At 29.7% G+C, this 20501-nt stretch carries 25 protein-coding genes, 1 pseudogene and 1 riboswitch; of the genes and pseudogenes, 25 read left to right on the top strand and 1 reads right to left on the bottom strand.

What is annotated here, in order from left to right:
• Window positions 1-121 precede the first annotated feature (121 nt).
• Window positions 122-217: riboswitch (guanidine-I (ykkC/yxkD leader) on the top strand.
• Window positions 218-322: 105 nt separating this feature from the next.
• From sugE to RR409_RS11940, 24 genes and pseudogenes are all read left to right on the top strand, one after another.
• Window positions 323-643 (top strand): quaternary ammonium compound efflux SMR transporter SugE, encoded by a 321-nt coding sequence (gene sugE, locus RR409_RS12055; protein WP_332558008.1) that lies wholly within the window; start codon window positions 323-325, stop codon window positions 641-643.
• A 207-nt stretch (window positions 644-850) separates the two neighbouring features.
• On the top strand, window positions 851-1558 hold the full coding sequence (locus RR409_RS12050; RefSeq protein ID WP_332558007.1) for a B3/4 domain-containing protein: 708 nt from the start codon (window positions 851-853) through the stop codon (window positions 1556-1558).
• A gap of 18 nt (window positions 1559-1576) precedes the next feature.
• Entirely contained in the window at window positions 1577-2266 is a 690-nt protein-coding gene (locus RR409_RS12045; protein ID WP_332558006.1) for a radical SAM protein, read from the top strand.
• Window positions 2267-2953: 687 nt separating this feature from the next.
• Window positions 2954-4078, top strand: coding sequence for a radical SAM protein (locus tag RR409_RS12040; protein ID WP_332558005.1), 1125 nt, complete (start codon window positions 2954-2956; stop codon window positions 4076-4078).
• Window positions 4079-4534: 456 nt separating this feature from the next.
• Window positions 4535-4807: an ABC transporter substrate-binding protein gene (locus RR409_RS12035; RefSeq protein WP_332558004.1), complete on the top strand. Its 273-nt coding sequence runs from the start codon at window positions 4535-4537 to the stop codon at window positions 4805-4807.
• A gap of 255 nt (window positions 4808-5062) precedes the next feature.
• Window positions 5063-5905: a GNAT family N-acetyltransferase gene (locus RR409_RS12030; RefSeq protein ID WP_332558003.1), complete on the top strand. Its 843-nt coding sequence runs from the start codon at window positions 5063-5065 to the stop codon at window positions 5903-5905.
• A gap of 334 nt (window positions 5906-6239) precedes the next feature.
• Window positions 6240-6869: a hypothetical protein gene (locus tag RR409_RS12025; protein ID WP_332558002.1), complete on the top strand. Its 630-nt coding sequence runs from the start codon at window positions 6240-6242 to the stop codon at window positions 6867-6869.
• Between the two features lie 150 nt (window positions 6870-7019).
• Window positions 7020-7970, top strand: coding sequence for a DUF2971 domain-containing protein (locus RR409_RS12020; protein WP_332558001.1), 951 nt, complete (start codon window positions 7020-7022; stop codon window positions 7968-7970).
• A 188-nt stretch (window positions 7971-8158) separates the two neighbouring features.
• Window positions 8159-8506 (top strand): annotated as a pseudogene (locus tag RR409_RS12015) (type II toxin-antitoxin system PemK/MazF family toxin); the annotation flags it as partial.
• Window positions 8489-9049 carry an ATP-binding protein gene (locus RR409_RS12010; RefSeq protein ID WP_332558057.1) on the top strand — a complete coding sequence of 187 codons (561 nt, stop codon included), beginning with the start codon at window positions 8489-8491 and terminating at the stop codon, window positions 9047-9049. The pseudogene RR409_RS12015 and the gene RR409_RS12010, both read left to right, overlap by 18 nt.
• Window positions 9050-9283: 234 nt before the next feature.
• Window positions 9284-9721: a helix-turn-helix transcriptional regulator gene (locus RR409_RS12005; RefSeq protein WP_332558000.1), complete on the top strand. Its 438-nt coding sequence runs from the start codon at window positions 9284-9286 to the stop codon at window positions 9719-9721.
• A gap of 118 nt (window positions 9722-9839) precedes the next feature.
• Complete coding sequence (locus RR409_RS12000) at window positions 9840-10376, top strand: hypothetical protein (protein WP_332557999.1); 537 nt, start codon at window positions 9840-9842, stop codon at window positions 10374-10376.
• Between the two features lie 38 nt (window positions 10377-10414).
• Window positions 10415-10576 carry a hypothetical protein gene (locus RR409_RS11995; RefSeq protein WP_332557998.1) on the top strand — a complete coding sequence of 54 codons (162 nt, stop codon included), beginning with the start codon at window positions 10415-10417 and terminating at the stop codon, window positions 10574-10576.
• Window positions 10527-12029, top strand: a complete 1503-nt coding sequence (locus RR409_RS11990) for a recombinase family protein (RefSeq protein ID WP_332557997.1) — start codon at window positions 10527-10529, stop codon at window positions 12027-12029. The genes RR409_RS11995 and RR409_RS11990 overlap by 50 nt, the downstream gene beginning before the upstream one ends.
• Window positions 11986-13620 (top strand): recombinase family protein, encoded by a 1635-nt coding sequence (locus RR409_RS11985; RefSeq protein ID WP_332557996.1) that lies wholly within the window; start codon window positions 11986-11988, stop codon window positions 13618-13620. The genes RR409_RS11990 and RR409_RS11985 overlap by 44 nt, the downstream gene beginning before the upstream one ends.
• Before the next feature lie 149 nt (window positions 13621-13769).
• Entirely contained in the window at window positions 13770-14429 is a 660-nt protein-coding gene (locus tag RR409_RS11980; RefSeq protein ID WP_332557995.1) for a hypothetical protein, read from the top strand.
• 299 nt (window positions 14430-14728) lie between these two features.
• The gene (locus tag RR409_RS11975; protein ID WP_332557994.1) at window positions 14729-15073 is read left to right on the top strand and encodes a hypothetical protein; all 345 of its coding nucleotides are present in this window, start codon (window positions 14729-14731) and stop codon (window positions 15071-15073) included.
• Window positions 15074-15145: 72 nt separating this feature from the next.
• Window positions 15146-15346, top strand: coding sequence for a hypothetical protein (locus RR409_RS11970; protein WP_332557993.1), 201 nt, complete (start codon window positions 15146-15148; stop codon window positions 15344-15346).
• A 74-nt stretch (window positions 15347-15420) separates the two neighbouring features.
• Window positions 15421-15660 (top strand): hypothetical protein, encoded by a 240-nt coding sequence (locus tag RR409_RS11965; RefSeq protein ID WP_332557992.1) that lies wholly within the window; start codon window positions 15421-15423, stop codon window positions 15658-15660.
• Window positions 15661-15773: 113 nt separating this feature from the next.
• Window positions 15774-16274, top strand: coding sequence for a hypothetical protein (locus RR409_RS11960; protein WP_332557991.1), 501 nt, complete (start codon window positions 15774-15776; stop codon window positions 16272-16274).
• 78 nt (window positions 16275-16352) lie between these two features.
• Window positions 16353-16655, top strand: a complete 303-nt coding sequence (locus RR409_RS11955; protein ID WP_332557990.1) for a hypothetical protein — start codon at window positions 16353-16355, stop codon at window positions 16653-16655.
• Between the two features lie 71 nt (window positions 16656-16726).
• Window positions 16727-17188, top strand: coding sequence for a hypothetical protein (locus RR409_RS11950; RefSeq protein WP_332557989.1), 462 nt, complete (start codon window positions 16727-16729; stop codon window positions 17186-17188).
• A 44-nt stretch (window positions 17189-17232) separates the two neighbouring features.
• Window positions 17233-17508 carry a hypothetical protein gene (locus tag RR409_RS11945; RefSeq protein ID WP_332557988.1) on the top strand — a complete coding sequence of 92 codons (276 nt, stop codon included), beginning with the start codon at window positions 17233-17235 and terminating at the stop codon, window positions 17506-17508.
• A 377-nt stretch (window positions 17509-17885) separates the two neighbouring features.
• Window positions 17886-18281, top strand: a complete 396-nt coding sequence (locus RR409_RS11940; protein ID WP_332557987.1) for a hypothetical protein — start codon at window positions 17886-17888, stop codon at window positions 18279-18281.
• A 141-nt stretch (window positions 18282-18422) separates the two neighbouring features.
• Here RR409_RS11940 and RR409_RS11935 read toward each other — a convergent pair whose 3' ends face one another.
• Window positions 18423-18593 carry a hypothetical protein gene (locus RR409_RS11935; RefSeq protein WP_332557986.1) on the bottom strand — a complete coding sequence of 57 codons (171 nt, stop codon included), beginning with the start codon at window positions 18591-18593 and terminating at the stop codon, window positions 18423-18425.
• Between the two features lie 196 nt (window positions 18594-18789).
• Here RR409_RS11935 and RR409_RS11930 point away from each other — a divergent pair, with 196 nt between their 5' ends.
• On the top strand, window positions 18790-20454 hold the full coding sequence (locus RR409_RS11930) for a recombinase family protein (protein ID WP_332557985.1): 1665 nt from the start codon (window positions 18790-18792) through the stop codon (window positions 20452-20454).
• The last annotated feature ends 47 nt before the right edge of the window (window positions 20455-20501 follow it).

Here is a 20501-nt window from a genome sequence, read left to right as displayed (position 1 = left end):
AGGAACCAAGGTTAACAGTAAAATTCTTCAAAGAAAAATTGAGTTGACTTAGATTTATTACTATGCTAAATTAAATTCATAAGTTGCAACTTATAAATTAGAAATTACAAAAAGTTAATATATTTAAGTTTTCTAGGGTTCCGCAGTTTATAACTGGCAGGTCCGAGAGAAAACGCACAGTTAATTGTGTACACGGAAGGATAAAAGCCTGGGAGATATTTTAATAATATTTCTTATGGCTTTTTTTATTTTTGTTTTCTTTTAAATAAGCCATGAGATATTAATATACAATTTAACACACTAATTTATGGAGGTAAAGTTTATGGAATGGATTTATTTAGTTATAGCAGGTGTTTTCGAAGTAGGCTGGGCAATGGGATTGAAGTACTCACAAGGATTTACAAAAATATTACCTAGCATATTAACAGTTATAGGAATGATTGCAAGTTTCTATTTCTTATCATTATCTTTAAAAAGTTTACCACTTGGCAATGCATATGCAATTTGGACAGGAATAGGAACTGTTGGCACTGTAGTGTTAGGTATTATTTTATTTAAAGAACCAGTTAATGCAATGCGTATAATTTGTATTGGATTCATAGTAATTGGAATAGTTGGTCTTAAGCTAATATCAGTAGAGTAATAATGGCTAGAGTTTAAAAATATAAAAAATAAGCAATATTATAGAAGGGCTTTCATGGTGAGATTTCAACCTAGTCATCAGCATAAGCCTTAATGGAACCATAGCTGGTTCTTGTATAAATTAAATTCAAACATTGCTTCAAGATAAAGAGAAGCAATTAGGGTAAAACATGTAGCTATGCGATTTTAATATAAAGGAGGATTTTTAATGAAAAAGTTTGTCATTAAAGATGAGTTTTGGAGTCTATTTCCAAGTGCAAGGATTGGAGTTGTTGTGTGTCATGATATAGATAACACTATAAAAGATGAAGCTGCATATAAGGAAATGCTTTTAAGTTCAGAAAAGGAAGCCTTAAAATATTTGCAGAATGCAGAATTTAGCGGTAACGAAGTTATAAAAGTATGGAGAGAGGCGTTTCAAAAATTTAAAACAAAGAAGGGTGCAAGGTCATCTATTGAGGCATTGCTAAAGAGAATACATAATGGAAACCATTTAGGGACGATTAATCCTCTAGTTGATATTTACAACTCTATTTCATTAAGATATGCATTGCCCTGCGGTGGTGAGGATATGGATAAATTTAGTGGAGATATAACCTTGACTAAGGCAGTTGGAAATGAAGAATTTGTTACCTTAGGAACGGATAAAAATGAGCCACCCTATGAAGGTGAGATAATATATAAAGATAATGAGGGAGCAATTTGCAGATGCTGGAATTGGCGTGAATCTGTTAGAACCATGCTCACTGAAAATACAAAGAATGCCTTTTTGTGCATCGAATTAGTTGATGAAAAAAGAACAGAAGAGTTTGAAAATGCACTAAAAGATTTAGAGAAAATAGTACAGGATTGTTTAGGCGGAACATGTAAGGCTTCAATTCTTGATATTAATAATAAAGAAGTAACAATAGATTAATTTGAGGGGGATAAGGTGATGGGTGGTTTTAGTTATAAAGATATTTATATTGAAGATAGTAAAAGGGTACTGGAGGTGAACATACTTCCAGAAAAACATTGCAACTTTGATTGTATATTTTGTCCTATTGGAAGATCACAAAATAAGGTGGATAATCAAAAGTCATTTGATGAAATGGAGAATTCATTAAAAGAACTAGAAAATATTTTACAAAATAGTAATGTAGACTTAGTTTTTATTAACTCAAAGGGCGAGGCATTTGTAAATGATAAAATTGTTGATGTTATTGATTTAATTAAAGGTAAGGGAGTATCTGTAAGATTACTTTCAAATGGATACCTGCTGGGTAGGGATGAATATATAGGAATTGCCAATATGTGTGATGAAGTTATTGGTGAACTAAAAGTAATATCTGAAGAACATTTTCAAAAAATTCAAAGACCAATTGATGGGTATACAATGAAAGAACATATTTCAAATATGGCTTCTTTTAATAAACAATACCATGGTAAATTCATATTTGAAATTACCATAATTAAGGGCTATAACGATGATGAAGAATCAATTCAGAAATTGAAAAATGTTATTAAGGAAATATCTCCAGACAAAATAATAGTTGTAAGAATTGATGATGAACCATTTAAGAAAAAACTTGGTATAACTGATGAAAGACTTGAGGAAATTTCAAATGCATTACTAAATATTTAGTATTGTTGATATATCATATTCCTAATAAAGCACTAAGAGGGTGATAAAATATCACCCTCTTAATTTATACAGTGAATCCAAAGTTAAACACCTCAGTTTTGCATATACTACTTCTTAATACTAAAAAATTTGAATGAGGCTTAATTTGAATCCAAAGCAAAACAAGAGAAGAACTTATTAATTTGATAAAGAAAAGTTAAAAGAACCAAGGTTAACAGCCTTGGTTCTCTTGCGTTTCAAAGTGTTTTTCAAAATAAGGCTGAAAATAGGTTTTGGATAGATTGGTAAAATAGTGGATGATTACCTTAATGTGTTAGATGTAGATGGGGTTGCTGGGTGGTATAATTAAAGTATTGGTTTATAAGTCTAAGAAGGTATTAGGGCATTAGTACTGTAAATCAACTTGTTATCTTAAAGTGGAGTTACTACATTGGATATAAAAAATGGCAAGGGAGTTCTAGTTGGATTATTAACTTTCATAATTGTCAATATTGTGTTTAGTAAGGCAAAAATTGAAAATGTTAAAGAATAATGTTAAATTTGAACTTTTTATTTACATACAAAATAGTGCAATTGATATATAATTAGATTTGTTCATGTATGTCTTCTGAAGAAGAATATGTGAAAAAGCACAGCAAGAAGACTTAAATTTAGTCTTCAGGAGGAACAATTAGAGGAGGATATATTATGAAGATTTCGAAGAAAGATGCGTTGTCATGGTTTGAGTTTTTTTCAATGTTGCCAGAGGAAGAGGAACTAATGATAAAACAACAAGAAATCATTTACGCTACCTTTGCACAAATTGAGGAAGCCATTGATAACAGAAATGATAAATTAATGTCAGAAATTAAAGAGTTAAAAACTCTGAAAAATAGAACTTTTTTTGTGGGAAGTGAAAGCAAATTTCCAAAAGGATGTAGTTCTTGTTTAATGGGAACTGGACTTAGTGCAATTAGAAAAACTAACAAATGTAACATAGAGTGCAAGTTTTGTTACAATTATGGAGAACTAGATAATATTCCTCCAGTTGGGGAAGGTATGTGGGAAATTGGAGGCACGAAATTTTATGAGAAGGATATTGATTTACTTCTTTCCACCTACAAAAAACCTACTGGAATTTCCTATGTTTATTTAGAGCCATTCATGGAAATTGAAAAATACTATTCGGTAGTAAAGAAATTTAGAGATGCAGGGATTCATCAACATCTATATACAAATGGTATTTTAGCTACTGAAGAGACATTGAAAGCATTAGGTGAAGCTGGTCTTGACGAAATTCGTTTCAACTTGGGAGCTGCAAATTGTTCTGATAAAGTTATTAAGAATATTGGAATAGCGAAAAAATACATTAAAAATGTAGGTATTGAAACTCCAATGACTCCTGAGTTTTTCGAAGCTTTCTTTAAGAAAAAAGAGGCGATTTTAGACACAAAACTGGATTTTATCAATTGTGCAGAATTACATTTAAATGAGAATAACATAGACAATTATTATGGAGAAAACATGTATATTTCTAGACGTGGCTATATATCTCCAATTTGGAGTAGGGAATTAACTCTGAAATTCATGAAAATAGCCGACGAAGAAAAGTGGGATTTAGTAGTTCATGATTGCTCAAACCATACAAAATTTGCTAGAGATTTAAATTTGAGTAGCAAAGAAGGTAAATGGTTCGGAGCTAGTAGTTATGGCTGTGAGTTTGCAAGGATTCCATACGAAGCATTTTTACCAATATTACGTGATGAAAATTTCAAATTTTTAAGTGAAGAAGAATTACCTGAAGGATATAAACCAGGAGAGTTGTTTTTTTAGAGAGTAGTTTCCTTTATTTTTGAATAGGGACACGAAGTTTTAAGCTTTTTCATATATCCAAAGTATTAACCAATATTTAGTGTTTTCTTCAAGAACGAATCAAAGAGTGATAGTTTGTCTATCACTCTTTTTATTTTGCTTAAAATCTCAATATCTTATTTTAGTACAACTAAAAATTTTAATGGAAAATATGAAGATAAGTTAGTGACAAAAGCAATTAATGGATTTATAAAGAATAGTTAAAATAACAAGGGTTAACAGCCTTGGCATTCTTGAGGTTTAAAGCATTTTCTCGAAATAAAGCTAAAGAATAAGCTTTGGTAAATTATTATTTAATAACACTTTTTCTCATTAAATCATATTATGAACTATGCACGAGGACGAAAGCATAAAATTAAATTCCAAGGAGTTCTAAAAATTAATGAACTAAGAGGAAGAGTTTTAAGGAGGCTAACCATGAAGAAAAAATATCTCAAGTTAACAGCTGTTGTTACATTTCTATTCATCTTTGCTACAGCTTTTATGGGCTGTCAGCCAAAGAAAGACACTACAGTGACCAAGATAAGACTTAATGAAGTTACTAGATCAATATTCTATGCACCAATGTATGCTGCAATGAATGAAGGTTTCTTTAAAGAAGAAGGACTAGAAATTGAACTTACCACAGGGCAGGGAGCAGATACAACTACTTCAAAACCACAGGTCTTAAGGTGGAACCATTGTACATAAAAGTTGAGAGAAAGAGAAGAAGGAATTAAGTTTGCTGAGATGATCAGTAAACTTTTTTCTTTAGAGGGAAATGGAGATAAAGAGACTTTTTCCCAAATACTATGTGTAAAAAAAATACATAAATGGTATAATTGGTTTATGTATTTTGTTGAATAAAGGTGATATTCTCGACATTAGTTTCGGAAATCCACTAGTTAGGTGAAATGCTGGACATAATTAGAGGTATATGTTAATTAAAGAAAAAGGAGAATAAATATGATTAGAGATTATAAACAATCTGATATTAATGAAATAATTAGGATATATACATTAGAATATAAGGCAATGCCAGAAGAAATCGAAACTTTAAAGTCTGCATCTAAAATCTTGGTATATGATGATAATGGAATTCAAGGGTTTATGCATTTAATTTTAAGTGGTAGTTATTGCTATATGGAAATGGGAGTTATATCTAATGAGTTAATAAAATCTGTGGGCTTTAAACTATGGGAAGAGGCTAAAAAACTTTTTATAGAGAAATCTATAAATTTCATTGAGGTTTTTCATGTGAAAGATAACCTAAACTGGCAACAGTTATTTAATGAAATTGGATTTGAATATTGGTATTCTGTATATCGTTTTGCATATAAGGGAGATGGATTTAATGAACCTGATATTCGTGCAGTTAAATATGAAGATAAGTATTACGAGGATAAAATAAGGCTTGAAAGTGAATCCTTCTCAGTATTAAGAAGAGAAAATGATATTAAACCATATAATTGGTATTTAAGCGCAAGTAAAGAGGCAATTGAAAATAACAGAAAAGCAACACTTAAAGAAAAAGAATACATTTTTCTATTTTTTGAAGACAATGAAATTATAGGAGCCTCAATGGTTAAAAATGCTGAAATTGATTTATTATTTGTTAATATCAAATACCAAGGAAAAGGTTACGGTAAGAAAATTTTAGAATTTACAATAAATAGAGGTTTAGAACAGAATGCAACAAGCGTGAATTTAAATGCATTAGCCAGTAATGAGAAAGCACTAAAGCTATATAAAAACGTAGGATTTAAAGTTGTACAAGCGCAAGATGCGAGAAGGCTAATTATAAAATGATATATTTCACATGCGAAACAGTAGAGGCACTTCACCTAACAAAATGTTGCCGTGCGCCTTGGCTTGACTAAAATTGAAATTCGGGATAACCCATGAAGTCATTTAAATAAAAGCACTGAAACATTATAAAGTATCGGCAAGTCACATTTCACAGCCCAAGTGCAGTCGCACACAGAAGGCAATTTGTATTTTTATAAAATATAAGAATGTGGTTAATGTTCGTACACCAGCTAATATATTGCTTAAAGATTTGTTAAGAGTACAAGAGGCTATAGCTAGACTTAAGGCACGTAATCTACAAATTATATACTTCAAATTTAATGGAGGGAATTTTATGAACAGGAGTTCAGGTAACGTTGAATTTCCAATATGGATTATTGGTGATTCGGAACCAGATAGATGGAAGAATTTATTAGATAAGCCTTTTGATTCTAGGCACCCTATTAGGCATAATATTATTACTTCTGTATTTGATGTGATGCAGGATAAAGTTTATAGAAATAATCGAAAACGTATTGAAACTTCTCAAATATATATTCGCAATGCAGTGGCTGATGTAAGTTTGAAGCCAGAAAGAAATCAGCTGTTATGGTCTACAGAACTTTGCCATGAAATTAATATCTTGAAGAATCTTTGTAATAAACATAATCCAGTATTAATTTTTACATTTGGTTCTTTTTCATATGAGTTTACTCTTAGGATGCTTCAAAAGGAGCAACATAAATATAATTTTTGGACAACTGAAAGATTAGGGGATGAATTTAGGAAGAATATATCTTCTAACTTACAAGACACCCCAATAATAATACCTCTATTACATAGAAGTATTGCAGGGGGGCACTTTATAAAAAGTCATGAAAATTACTGTGGGAACTCTGGGGCCAATTATTTTGATTATGTTGGTGCAGAGTTAGCGAGCATTGTTATAAAAACATTAGAAGATAGTGATATATGGATAAAATAACGACGTCCAACAAAATGCACAAGTTCGCTTTGTATGAGAAGACTGCAAAGCGCACCTGCGAAACCAAGTGCACAGTCGCTTTAGGATTCTCGACGTCTTAAACAAGCGACGTTATACGACAACTATACCTAGTATATAATGGAGGTTTACATGAGCAGATGTTTTTACCATTATTGTAGCTTAGATACATTTATAGCTATAATTTCAAATAAAAGTTTAAGACTATGTGACTTAAGTAAAACAAATGACTATATGGAACGCAAATGGATACTTAATGTTTTAGAAGATTCACTTATTAAAGCATTTGAGAAAAGCAAAATTACCATTAATTTAAAAGAAGATTATTGGTATGATAAGGGAATATATAATCATCTTACATTTATACTAGATATGCTTAAACATTCTGTTGAGAGTTCAAGTTATATTACGTGTTTTTCAAGAAATGGAGATTTGTTAAGTCAGTGGAGAGCATATGGAGATGATGGAAAAGGGGTTTCAATTGGATTTAGTTCACAGTTAATTTCTAAAGCTATAAGCAGAAAGAATAAAGTTTATTTTGAAGATGTTTTATATGAATTAGATGAACAGATAGAGGAAATAGAATTTGCTGTTGAAAACGCAATTAACTACATGAAAAACATGTTTGAATGTGACGAGTTGAGAGTGAGTGATGATTTTAATGAGTATTTTGTTGAAGAATTTGATGCTTTCTGCGAAGTTGTTTGTGATGATTTAGCTGAGATTAGTTGCTATATGAAAAATCCCTCTTTTAAAGAAGAAGATGAAGTAAGAATTATATATTCTCCAGATATGACTACTGAATCTTTTGACGGTGACTTAAAAGAAATTTTTACTCAGAAAAAAAGATTTAATAACTATGTTTTGAACCCACTCAATTATTTTGCTAGGAATGACCAGATAATTGGTTATGCAGATTTAGAATTTGATAAGTTGATTATCAAAGATATTATAACAGAAATTAATATTGGACCTAGTTCGCGAGTAACTGAAGAAGATATTTTCTTCTTGTTGAGCAAATATGGTTATAATGCACGTAATATTCGTTTTAATAATTCAAAATCATCATATAGATTAAAGTAATGAATAGGGTACTTAGTGCAAAGTTTTTGGTACAGCCGACGTATCAATGCACTCAAGTCTGCTTTGGTTTAGCGTGGTTAAGCCTTCGAAGAACCAAAGCCAAGTCTGGCTAGGTCAAGAAACGCCTTGAGTGCGAGACGTTAGTCGGCATTACAGTAGCATGAAAGATTAATAGGGGGAATGAAATAATGGGAAATTACCTAGTCAAACGAGGGGACATATTCTATGCTGATTTATCTCCTAGTGTTGGTGCAGAACAAGGAGGTATTAGACCTGTACTTATTATTCAAAATGATATTGGCAATAGATACTCTTCGACATTAATAGTTGCTGCAATAACCTCACAGATTAACAGAGCAAAAATTCCTACACATGTTGAAATAAGTTCACAACGCTGTGGTTTAAATCGTGATAGCGTAGTACTTTTAGAACAAGTAAGAACTATAGATAAAATAAGATTAAGAGATAAAATTGGTTCATTAGATAAAGAAATTATGGAAAAAGTTATGACAGCTCATATGATAGCATGTGGTGTAATTGATCCTAAGGGTAATGAAGAGATAATAGATAATTTCCATGGTTATGTATTAGACAGTGAAGTTGATATTATAGAGGATTACGAAAATGAATTTAAAGAGATTAAGGGAGTAGGACTTAATCCTATAAATACAATAAATAGCACTATATCTGAATATGCAGCATCATTTTTAAATAGCCAAGGTGGAAGAATATATTATGGGATAACAAATGATAGGGTTATTAAGGGTGTTAAAGCTAATCCTGAGAAAAAGGACGAGATTAACAGAATTATTTACAATAATCTAGCTAATATTCAACCACCGATATCACCAGATTATTTTGAAATCAATTATTATCCTATCTTAAATTCTTCAAATGAAGCTATAGAAGATTTATATATAATAGAAGTCATAACACCGTTATCTTATGATAGGTCAGCAATATACTTCATTAATGGTAATAACTTATTTGTTAGAGTAAATGGAGTAAAGAAGAAATTATGTGGAAACGAGATAGTGAGTTTTATAAGAAAGAAATTATTAGAAGAAACATTCAAATGATTTCAACAAGTTGCAAAATTGTATTATCGCCTAACACAGTACTCCCATTCATTGTGCTACAATGGGGAAAACTTTGGAGTAACTACAACACACTTGGAGTAGGGATTACAAATTGTGGATAAGGATGTGTGTTTTGATGTAACCTAAAGTGCGTCTTTTATAATTATACAATTCAATGGAACTGTATAATTATAAAAAACTTGTCCATAATTTAGTATGGAGGGGTGGTTGTCCATGATATATAAAGTTTTCGGGGAAAAGGTAAGAGAATATAGAAAGAAAAAGGATTTAACAACACTAGAGTTAGCTGAGCAGTTAAATATTTCTTCAGGATTATTAAATAATATTGAGAATGGAAAGTCAGATTCTTTTCAACTTGAATTATTAAATAAAATGGTACAAGTCTTGGATATTCCACTAAAGGAAGTACCGATATTTTATGATTATAATGATGAGCTAACTTTGATTAAAAATTATGATAACGTAAGTATAAAAGCTGATTTAAGCAAAATAAAGAATAAGGAATCTTTCCAAAGTTTCTTAGAAGAATTTATTAAAATGTATATGGAATTTTTACCTATGGTGAAGGATGAAGAAGAGTTTAATAAGTTAATGATAAGTCAAATAAAGCTTAATATAGAAACATCTTTTAAAGTTAAAAATATAAAGTAATTAAGATCTAGTTTTCTAGGTCTTTTTTTTTATTATCTTAAATCCATTAAAATGGATTCATTTTAGTGAATAATATTATTTCTTTTGCACATGCTATTATCACAAGGCGGTGTTAAAAGTGAGTAAACCTATCAATAAATACCTATCTTTTGATATTACCCTTCACAAAACCTTATCTAAGTTCAACCAACAGCCTAGTGGTCAAGTCACATCTCTTGATAATTTACTAAGTATCTTACACGATAATTGGTTATCACTAGGCTACAATTCCCAAAAAGAAGAAGAAATTTATAGAATGAGAGCAGTAAGTGCTTTAATTAAATACTATTCCAATCCTAAGGATAAAGGAGAGGAAATCATACTAGTTGATAAGTTTATAAAGGCAAATGAGAACAAAACCATATACTTTGCTAAGGTTGATAAACTTCACTTTGTAGATGAAGACACATTAGAAATAATAGATTACAAGTCAGGTTGGCACATTCCCCCTAAATCACACATTTATAATTCCAATAAAGTTTACCAAACTCTTTTCTGCATATATTCAAAGTTTGGATGTTTTCCACAACAATACAGTTTTTATTATCTTCGGCACAATTTTAAATACACTATGTCTATTGATGAGATATTTCGCAAAAAAAATTCTAAAGCATAAGGCATTATTTATTAATTAGCACTAAAGGAGGATGCAATATGAATAAGGAAATAGAAGTCATTTTTAAGGACGAGGTTGATTTTAGTAATAGGTTTATGAAATTTCTAATAGATTTGTTAGTAGAAAGCAATGAGCTATTAGGAGAGGAATGTGACACAGGTACAATCAGAACAGGAGATGATAAAACAAATGATAAGTAATCCCTATTCTTATGCGGCGATTTACACAAGGATATCAGGTAAAAATCAAAGTGAATCAATTGAAGCACAAATAGCAAGAGGCGAAGAAATGGCTTTGCAAAATAATCTTTTAATTTACAAAGTTTATAAAGAAGAGATATCGGCTACTAAAAATAAAATTAAGGATCGTGAAGCATTATATAATATGCTTGAGGATGCAAAAGCTGGTTATTTCAAACATCTAATTGTTTTTAGGCGAGATAGACTAGCAAGGATTTTTGACGACTACTTAGAGATAAAAAATAAGTTACTAAAATATGGTGTTACGATTCTTTTTACTAACGATTTTCAGGTTCCAATAGATAATTCACCTCTATCCAGTTTTCTTGATAATATTATTATGGCAGTTGCAGAATTGGAGCCTAAATATATAAGAGAAAGAGTAGAAGCAGGGTTAAAAGTGAAAATAGAGAAGGGAGAATATTTTAGGAATAAACCACGTGGATACAAGATTGTAAAAGAAGATGGCATTAAAAAGTACAAGATAGATGAAAATCATGAAAGATATATTAAAGCTATATTTAAAACATTCTTAGAAGAAGATATAAAAACTATAGACCAACTATTTAATCGTTTAGCGATTAAAGGGTTAATTCCCAGCAATTTAAGAAAGCATGAAGTAGTAGATATACTAACTCATTCAATCTATGCTGGACTAGAGTTAAAAGATAAAGAGAAACATAGATTTGATGGCTTTAAGTTAATAGAAATTAGTACGGGGGATGTAGTAGACATATCTCTAAATCATTTTCGTGAGTATACGAATGTAGATAAGATAGTTGAAATTAAAGATTGGCATAAAATTGCAGAAAAGCTATCTGCAATTGAGGAAAATAGTAATAAAAGATCCTTTAATCCATATAAAAAGGTACTTTTGAATGTAGTATTTTGTAAGAAGTGCAATAAACCTATGACAGCAAATAGAAAGTATTATAAATGCGGTAAGTGTGGAACCTTATTTAAGTTTGAGGAAGTAATTAAATGGGTTGAGAAAGAATTGTTAGACGCTAAGGTTACTTCTAATATATGTAATGAAATTAAGAATGAAATAGAGAGTAGAATTAATAAAGAAGTTAAGGAAAGAGAAGAAGAGTTAGCTAAGAAAGCTATGTGTATAAGAGAGTTTGTAGAAAGGCTAACAGAGGACCCAACAGATGAGTATTTAAGAAAATCTATTGAGAGCTTAGTTGATGAAGAAAATATAATAAAGAAGGATCTCTATTATAAAAAGTACAAAGTTAGACTTATAAAAAACTCAAAGTCAGATTCAATATCTGATTTGATAATTAAGAAAATAAAAGAAAGAAAGGATAATTGGAATTCACTAAAAGAAGTAATTGATTGTTTTGTAGAAAAGGTGGTATTGAATAATGGATCATCTAAAAAATGCACAGTCGAATACAAGGAATTCTGACGTAGCTGCAATTTATGCAAGGGTATCTACAAGTAGACAAAGCAAAAAGGGTTATTCTCTAGAAAATCAAATAGAACAAGCTGATAAATTTGCAGAAAACAAATATATTATACCTGATGAACTTATTTTTATAGAAGATTCGTCAGCATCAAAGTTTTATAACAGGGAAATAGACTATGAGTCAGAAGACTCAGGATTTATAAATAGGGTTCAGCTTCAAAGATTGATACATTATGCAAAAAAGAATAAATTTAAGCATTTACTTGTTTATACAAGAGATAGGCTATCAAGAGTTGTAGAAGAATCACTACAAATAGAGTCTATGTTAAAAAAATGTGGAGTTGAAATTCATTATACAAAAAAGGGGGAATCCTTAAATAGTGAAAATGAGAACATCAATAGATTCCTTCATCTCATACTTTCATCGGTAGCTGAACTTGAAAGTTCGGTTTTGTCTACAAGAGTAAAGGAAGGGAATAAGTCTTGCATTGAAAAAGGACTTTGGGCTGGTGGTAGAATACCAATAGGGTATATAAGAAAAGCGGTAAAAGGAAATCATGGTAAGGTAAATTCTAGACTTGTAAAATCTGAGTTTGAAAGAAAAGTTATTGAAGAAGTATTTAAGCTATATCAAGTAGGACTGGGATATGAAAGAATAGCAAATAGAATGAATGAGCAACATGGATATATATCTTGGACGAAGGGGAAGGTTGAAGCAATAATAAAGAATGAAACATATACAGGAAATGTGGCTTGGAATAGACGAGGAGGAAGAAGAAATCCTATAAAGCATGAAGATATTGTTAAAGCAAAGCATAATTCACAGCTTGAAATAATAAATAAAATTAATTGGAATGAAGTAGTAAAACTTAGAAAAGAGAGAGAAGAAAATCCAGATCCATATCTTCACCAAACACCATTTATTCTTAAGGATAAATTATATTGTGAAATATGCAAAAAGAAGATGTTAAATAAAAATCCAGGCAAGAACAAAAAGCCTGTTTATTATTGTGATAATGAGAATGGTAAGCATGATAAAACATGCTATCATAGAATGCCTATAGATAAGGTTGAAACAGCATTTTTTCAGCATATTAATAAACTTATTTCTAATAAAATGCAAGAATATAGTGAACTATATTACTATTATGAGATGAACTTTAATGAAAGAAAAAGCTCGAATGAATCCTTTCTTCAAGAGTTAAAGAAAAGAATAGGAGTACTAAAAGAAAAAAATGAAACTATGAAGAAACTTATTGTAGATGAAAAAAGTAATAGTATTCAGAAGGCAATTAAAAGTCAAATCATTTATAATGAAAATATATTGGTAAAGTATGAAGAAGTGGAGAAAAGATATGAAAGCTTGATTAAAAAACCACTAATTATGCCAGAGGCTTTTGAAAAGGAAGTTAATAACTTTATTAATAAAATATTTCTAAGTCAGAGCTGCAATTACGATAATGAATTTGATTCTGTAAATAAGCCACGATTTGCTAAAAGAAACTTCATAATTCATTTTATTGATAAAGTTTATGTTTCATATAATAAACAGTTAGAAAGTGTGACAATATCAACAATAGAATTACTTTAAACATATAGCCTAAGTATTGGGTTATATGTTTTTGTAATTTATGGGGAATTGTTGAATATATTTTTTATAACGGTAGGTCAACCCTCTGTTTCGGTATACCGAAACAGAGGGTTGACCCACCATTAATTTAAGTAAAATGGAGTGTTAACATGGAATTTGAAAAAACTTTACAAGATAGTTTACTTGAAATTTATAAAGAGGCTATAGAAGGAAATGAAAATCCAAATACTATAAGATCACTGATAAAGTCAAAGGGACTAGCTGATATAACTATTTCAGCTATTAAGAAAAATATTAAATTGGAATTAGGTCTAGAGTGGGATACAGATACAAAAAAATGGAATAAGTGCGATCAAATAAGTTTTTTAAGTTCTAATGAAGAAAAATTAGATGAGCTAAACCAAGAAAAGATAATGGAGCAAGTAAATGAGAATTTATCCGATATTGAAAAAGAAATAGAAAAAAATACAATAGTAGAAGAGGATAAATCACCTGAAGTTGTTATAGAAAAAACCAAAGAAGTAAATTCCAGCGTTAATTCTGTTAAAAGTTCAATTAATAATATAATCAAAAATGCACAATTAGAAAGATTAAGTGAATTAACTCTAGAGTTAGCTTTAGATAAGGAAGCTGAAGAAATTGAAAAGGTAGATATGCAAATCATTATAAACAATATGGGAACAATGCTGAATAATATGGATACAATGCTAAAGTATATGAACAAGTTACAAGAAAAAATGAAGCAAATATCTAAAAATTTTAATAAGCTCACTGATGCTCTACATGAAGGTTTAAAGGATTCATTATAGCAGTAATTTAAAATTCATATTCTAAATTAGATAACTATTTCTAATATTGTTTGGGCTTATAGATAATATTATCTTTTTAATAGTACAACAAATTTAATACAATTGCTAAGATAATAACATTTGTCACTAAAGGAAATAATATATTAATCTATATTTTAAATGTATGTTTATAATTATCCCTTGTTTAAAGAGCACTTTGGGATATAGATGTAGAATTTTATTATAAAATACATTAGATATTAATTCACATCAGTAATTAAGTACGAAGTAAAGTTTTTCGGTTTTGGAGGTATGAAGAAGTGACAAAAAGTAAGAAGATTAAACATTTAAAAAATAATAAATGCCGAGTTATAAAGATTGAAAAGGATGCTTTGCTTGAGTTTGTATATGAAACCATTATAGATAGATTAGAACAATACTTTGATATATTAGATTGTACAACTGTTGTGAGTCATCATGAATTTAATTCTGAAACTGGTGAATATATTTGCTTAATAAATCATAATAAAGAAAAGTTGCCTGATGATATTGATATACACGAGTTGTTATCAAAAATGGAGAGGACAACTACAACTTTATTTTCACCAAACCGGTATAAAGAAATGTCATTTGATGAAATCAGAGTATTATTAAAGGAATCCTGATAAATGAGTTGGTACGCAACATTCTTAAGTTATGTAATAAAAGTAGGAAATTGCGAAAGAGGTATTTAAACTATGAAAAAAGTTTATAAGAGAGAAGCTTGGCTTTTAGATGAAGATGTTTTATTGGCAGGATACACTGCAAAACGTAAATTTATTCCTCACAATAAGGGGTGCGGGTTTTCAAGTCAGAAAATCAGTAAGAAAGATATAGGAATTGTTTTATTTTACAATAAAGAACAAGCATTGAAAACTGGATTTCAAGTTTATGAATGAATTGGCAATCGTAAAAAATTACGAAGTATTGAAAATTTAAGCTATATAACTGATTAGCAATCAGTGGTGATATTTTGATTATTGAGATTGAAGGTTTTTTAAACAGTCAAATTTTGCTTACAGGTAAAAAGTGTTCTAAACAACAATTGAAGCAAATGTATTTTCAGGCTAAAAAGATAACTTTTGAATTAAAAGATTTTCCCAATGTGTTTTGCAGACTTTATAATTTTGAACGTTTAGTTTATTCAGATGATATTATGGTTGATTATGTATTAGATACTGATACTGACAGAATTTATTCACCTTTGTATTAGTTAATTAATTGGAACCCTTTGGGAAAAGTCCACTTTGATTTGTTACCTTTTTTCGTATTAGGTGTCGCAAATAAAAAATACACGTAAGAAATAGCTTTGGAAAGGAATAGAGATTGGTGAGAATTATAGACAACGTAGTTCTAAACTTCTATTTGAATAGTAAGGAACAGGCAAAGTTACTTAAATGTTTTTTGTCCGATAATCAGCAAATATTGTTTCCTTTTAAGGAAAGTTGGCTTATTTCGGAGGAAGACGATCAATGTATTAGTGATGAAGAAAAAGAGTTTATTTTAAATAGAACAGTTGTAATAAGCAAAGAACATATCTTTTATTGGACTCAAGAAGATGGTGAAAATATATATTGGTATTCTCCCCAAGATACTAATGAATTAGTAAATTTAATTGAAAAGAACTCCTATGATTATATTTGCATTATTTTAGAAAAGGGTAAGAATATAAAGGAGTATACATATCTCATATCAACTGAAGAAAATTATTCAATTTCAGAAGATGATACTTGTAGTGCTTTATTAGTTAATGAAAAAATTAGAAATAGTTTTCAAGATAAGGTTGTTCCCAAAATAAAAGAAAAATTTAAATTAGATTTATCTTAAACAGCTTATAATGTAATTATCTTATGAGGCTAGGAAACTATAACTATTATACAATTAATAACTTAGGAGATGAGATACATGAATGATGGAAATTTCATAAGGCACATTGGGGATTATAGAATACATGATAGTAGGATAAAAACAATTGAGTCAGACAAAACCAATACTCAAGTATCTTTAATAAGTGAAGATAAAGAAATTATTATAGTAAAGTTTATAGAAGTTAAATCAGTAAGCTATAATAATGCTGAAGGTATGATAATTTATTCAATTAGTGAGATGAAAGAGCAAATGCCATTCCGTAAATTTGTGTTTGTAAATTGGGATGAAGAAGATCATTCTTCACTTGAAATAGTTGCACAAGATTGTATAATTCAATAAATAGATTCAAGGTTAAGATGTAATGTTCATATATGGTGAATTAACTAAACAATTAGTATAGGGAGGTTAATATGGATAATATTGATTATAGGGATAATGATGATCTTTTTTTGTATGACTCCGTTATAGAAAGTTTAGAGGTAAACCATAAAGATAAATCAGTAATTTTTCATATTTTAAAAGTAATTCATAGAATTGATAGAGAGCATGGATTCACCTATAAAGTCAAAAGTGGAATTCTAGCATTTACAGAAGTACTATATGCAAATATACCATACAGCATGGAGTTCGGGGAATGGAGTGAGTTTTATCGTTCAGCAATATTAGATTCATCTGAACTATTGGAAAAAATAAAAAAGCGATCAAATCCAGCAATTAAGAAGATAAAAGAACAACTGAAGCATGTTTATTTAGGGGTAGATAACGGCGATGTGTATAACGAAATAAATATTATATGCTCAAACTTTTATTTTGAATTCGACTCGGAAGAATTTATATTGCATGATGATTTTGAGTGGTTATATGATGAATAGCGTTGCATAGTCTTCTAAAACTGTGAAGCAAAGAGGTGATAGGAATGTATGTACCAAATACACTTGATGGTGCAAAAGTAATATTATACACTGACAATAAAGCATCAAATAACTTTGGCTATGTAAGGTATGAAGACCATGATGAATTTATTACTGCTTTAGCAATAGCAAAATATGATAAAGACAAAAACTATTATTTGTTTGATTGTAATTTAGGGTGGGAAGTAATTGGTGATACATTGCATTCAACAATTGATGAAGCAAAATTTTATGCAGAGAACTCTATAAAAGTTGGTGAAATTACTTGGAATGAAATTTAGATTGCAACTGCTTCAGCTTGAAGTTCCTCAAAGAATTTAACAGTAATTTGTTGCGAATTAACAATAATAGATATAGGGAGTAGTTTATGATGGATGAAATTGCCAATCAATATCTAAGTGGCATAATTTAATATCATAAATAAGTAAAGAAGATATCACATTAGAAGACGCAACAAAGAAGTCAATTAAAAGTAAGGTATAGTTATGAAGAGGTATTTAATATGAATTTCAACCTAAAGAATATATTTAAAAATAAGAAAAAAATAGTGAAGCAATATAAATTCCCGTTAGAATATTACTCTAGGATTAGTTTGCTATATATATTTTTTCTAATATTGCTTAATTTTATAGTATTACCAAGCCTTAAGGAAATATTTATGCTGCTATATCCACTTACACTAATAAATTTTATAATTGATTTGTTTTTCAGTTGTGCTCTAATTGGTATTATATATTTTGATATTGATTGCATTAGTGCTATTTTAAAAAGACAGTACTTAGAAGTGACAAATGAATATGTAAAGGTTAAAAGTTTATTTAGAACAAAAATTATTAATTGGACTGATGTAGAGATTGTTGGGGAAATGGAGAGTTACCCAAATAATATTCTCTTTGGAATAATAGTCTGGAAATATGGTGAGGAAGGCCTTAAATCAATTTTATATGGTAACAGTCTAGTTATAGATTTTAATAAATATTCTCAATTAGATAAATATGAGTTTTGTGATGCTATGCAGAGAAAAAGAAGGAATAGTTATAGAAAGAGATTTTAAACGAACTACTTCTTGATAAAAAAGAATTAATTGATTTAATTATGAAAAAGTAAAAGAGTCCAAGGTTCGCCTTGGATTTTTTTGCGTATACTCTTATGAGTTAATTTTATATTTTTACATATACTAAATTTACATATACAATCAAATTACATTTTCATTCTTAAGTTCATTTAATAATAACTTTAAACCATCTTTATCAAGCATTCCCTTTAAAGTCTTATAAAAACTTTCTACCTTAATTTCCTCATATTTTCTCATTTCATCTTCAGTTTCAGGATAATTTAGCTTAACTTTTATATTTGGCTTAGCCATAATTGCTCCATATTAAAATTGCTTCTATTAATACATTATTACCCCTATTTTAAATTATTCCTATTTTAAATCCCATTATTTAATCAAGTCCCACTACTTAGTTTCATAAACTTAAAGTAAGTAGATTTTTGTGTTCATGTAAAAATTAATTTTGAATATTTAAAGTCTTTATTTTCATATAGTTATGGAGGTGTCTATGAAAGCTGCTATATACGCAAGAAAATCCGTTGCAACAGAAAAAGGAGAATCAATAGATAACCAAATACAATTATGTAAGGAGTATGGCTCAAGGCTAGGAGTTAAGGAGTTTATTATTTATAAGGATGAGGGTTTTAGTGGAGGAAATATAAATAGGCCTAGCTTTAAGAATATGATGAAGGATGCTAAGGATAAAAAGTTTAATGTTCTTATTTGTTATCGACTGGATAGAATTTCTCGTAGTGTAGCTGATTTTTCTTCTACCCTTGATGAATTACAGGGTAAGAATATTGATTTTATATCCATAAAAGAACAGTTTGATACTTCAACCCCCATAGGTAGAGCTATGGTTTATATATCCTCTGTGTTTGCACAGTTAGAACGGGAAACCATAGCTGAAAGAATTAGGGATAATATGATGGAACTAGCTAAGACAGGTAGATGGCTTGGGGGAACCACTCCTCTTGGATATAAGTCAGAAGCAGTAGAGTATGTTGATGAAAGTGGAAAAAATAAAAAGATGTATAAGCTTATAGAAGTTCCCGAAGAAATTGAAATAGTAAAACTAATTTATGATCTTTATATTAAAAAGAAAGGCTTCCCATCTGTTGCAACCTACCTTTGCAAAAATAATTATAAGGGTAAAACTGGTGGAGAGTTTTCAAGAACTTCTGTGGAGCAAATTATTAAAAATCCAGTGTATGCTATTGCTGATGAGAGGATAGAAAAGTTTTTTCAAAACCATGGAGCTATAACCTACGGAGAGTTTAATAGTATTAATGGTATCATGCCTTACAATAAACGAGAAAATGGAAAGAAGGATAAACCAATAAGCGAGTGGATAGTTGCAGTAGGAAATCATAAGGGGATTATACCAAGTAAGCTTTGGATAAAGTGTCAGGCAATCAATAATGAAAATATGGAGAAGGCTTCACCTAGGTCAGGTACGGGGAATAAGTTTTTACTATCAGGAATGATGGTTTGTGGAATTTGTGGAAGTGGTATGAGTTCTTGGAGTAAGAAAATTAAAAAAACAGGTGATATTGCAAGGTATTATAGATGTAATTTAAAAGCCAGAGCTGCCAGTAGGTGTGATAGCAAAATGCTTAATGCGGAAGTAGCCGAAGATCTAATTCTTTCAAAAATTACTGCTATTGATATAAATCAGCTTATTGCAAAGATAGAAAGGGACAATAGTGAGGTAGCAGCTCATTCAGAAATAGATGAAAGTATTTTAAAGCTTAATAAGAGCATTGAGGATAATAAAAAATCTATTCAAGGGTTAATTAGAAAACTAGCATTATTAGAAGATTTATCAATAATTAATTTAATTCAAGGTGAAATTAGTAAATTAAATGAGGAAAACAAGAAGTTAGAGGAAGAACTATTAGGTTTAAAGTCACAAAAGGAACCTATGGAAACTCTAAATGAGTATATTGAATATATAAATGAGAGTCTTAAAAACTTTAAGTCCACTATGAATTTAATTAAGGAAACGTCTAAAAAGAGAGAGGTTTTAAAAGCCATTGTAGATAGCATTGTTTGGGATAGTAAAAATGAAGAGCTTATAGTAAACATCAGTGGCTCTTCTCCAAAGCTGCCTGAAGGTATTGTTAGAAGACGAAATAACAATAAACTGTGGATTGATGAGGGTTGCAGATAAAACCATGCAACAACTTCTCAGCGGAAATGCAGACATAGGTTTCTCAG

The organism is Clostridium sp., from assembly GCF_036642255.1.
Taxonomy (GTDB): Bacteria; Bacillota; Clostridia; order Clostridiales; family Clostridiaceae; genus Clostridium_J.
This window is presented reverse-complemented; position numbering and strand designations above follow the sequence as displayed.

Excerpts from the sequence above, each read along its gene's own strand:
- RR409_RS12050 (WP_332558007.1), top strand. The coding sequence starts at position 851 with ATGAAAAAGTTTGTCATTAAAGATGAGTTTTGGAGTCTATTTCCAAGT.
- RR409_RS11935 (WP_332557986.1), bottom strand. The coding sequence starts at position 18,593 with ATGGCTAAGCCAAATATAAAAGTTAAGCTAAATTATCCTGAAACTGAA.
- RR409_RS11985 (WP_332557996.1), top strand. The coding sequence starts at position 11,986 with ATGGATCATCTAAAAAATGCACAGTCGAATACAAGGAATTCTGACGTA.
- RR409_RS11945 (WP_332557988.1), top strand. The coding sequence starts at position 17,233 with ATGTATGTACCAAATACACTTGATGGTGCAAAAGTAATATTATACACT.
- RR409_RS11930 (WP_332557985.1), top strand. The coding sequence starts at position 18,790 with ATGAAAGCTGCTATATACGCAAGAAAATCCGTTGCAACAGAAAAAGGA.
- RR409_RS12020 (WP_332558001.1), top strand. The coding sequence starts at position 7,020 with ATGAGCAGATGTTTTTACCATTATTGTAGCTTAGATACATTTATAGCT.
- RR409_RS12040 (WP_332558005.1), top strand. The coding sequence starts at position 2,954 with ATGAAGATTTCGAAGAAAGATGCGTTGTCATGGTTTGAGTTTTTTTCA.
- RR409_RS12010 (WP_332558057.1), top strand. The coding sequence starts at position 8,489 with ATGATAGCATGTGGTGTAATTGATCCTAAGGGTAATGAAGAGATAATA.
- RR409_RS11970 (WP_332557993.1), top strand. The coding sequence starts at position 15,146 with ATGAAAAAAGTTTATAAGAGAGAAGCTTGGCTTTTAGATGAAGATGTT.
- RR409_RS12045 (WP_332558006.1), top strand. The coding sequence starts at position 1,577 with ATGGGTGGTTTTAGTTATAAAGATATTTATATTGAAGATAGTAAAAGG.
- RR409_RS11980 (WP_332557995.1), top strand. The coding sequence starts at position 13,770 with ATGGAATTTGAAAAAACTTTACAAGATAGTTTACTTGAAATTTATAAA.
- RR409_RS11950 (WP_332557989.1), top strand. The coding sequence starts at position 16,727 with ATGGATAATATTGATTATAGGGATAATGATGATCTTTTTTTGTATGAC.
- RR409_RS11995 (WP_332557998.1), top strand. The coding sequence starts at position 10,415 with ATGAATAAGGAAATAGAAGTCATTTTTAAGGACGAGGTTGATTTTAGT.
- RR409_RS11955 (WP_332557990.1), top strand. The coding sequence starts at position 16,353 with ATGAATGATGGAAATTTCATAAGGCACATTGGGGATTATAGAATACAT.
- RR409_RS12030 (WP_332558003.1), top strand. The coding sequence starts at position 5,063 with ATGATTAGAGATTATAAACAATCTGATATTAATGAAATAATTAGGATA.
- RR409_RS11940 (WP_332557987.1), top strand. The coding sequence starts at position 17,886 with ATGCTGCTATATCCACTTACACTAATAAATTTTATAATTGATTTGTTT.
- sugE (WP_332558008.1), top strand. The coding sequence starts at position 323 with ATGGAATGGATTTATTTAGTTATAGCAGGTGTTTTCGAAGTAGGCTGG.
- RR409_RS12025 (WP_332558002.1), top strand. The coding sequence starts at position 6,240 with ATGAACAGGAGTTCAGGTAACGTTGAATTTCCAATATGGATTATTGGT.
- RR409_RS12005 (WP_332558000.1), top strand. The coding sequence starts at position 9,284 with ATGATATATAAAGTTTTCGGGGAAAAGGTAAGAGAATATAGAAAGAAA.
- RR409_RS12035 (WP_332558004.1), top strand. The coding sequence starts at position 4,535 with ATGAAGAAAAAATATCTCAAGTTAACAGCTGTTGTTACATTTCTATTC.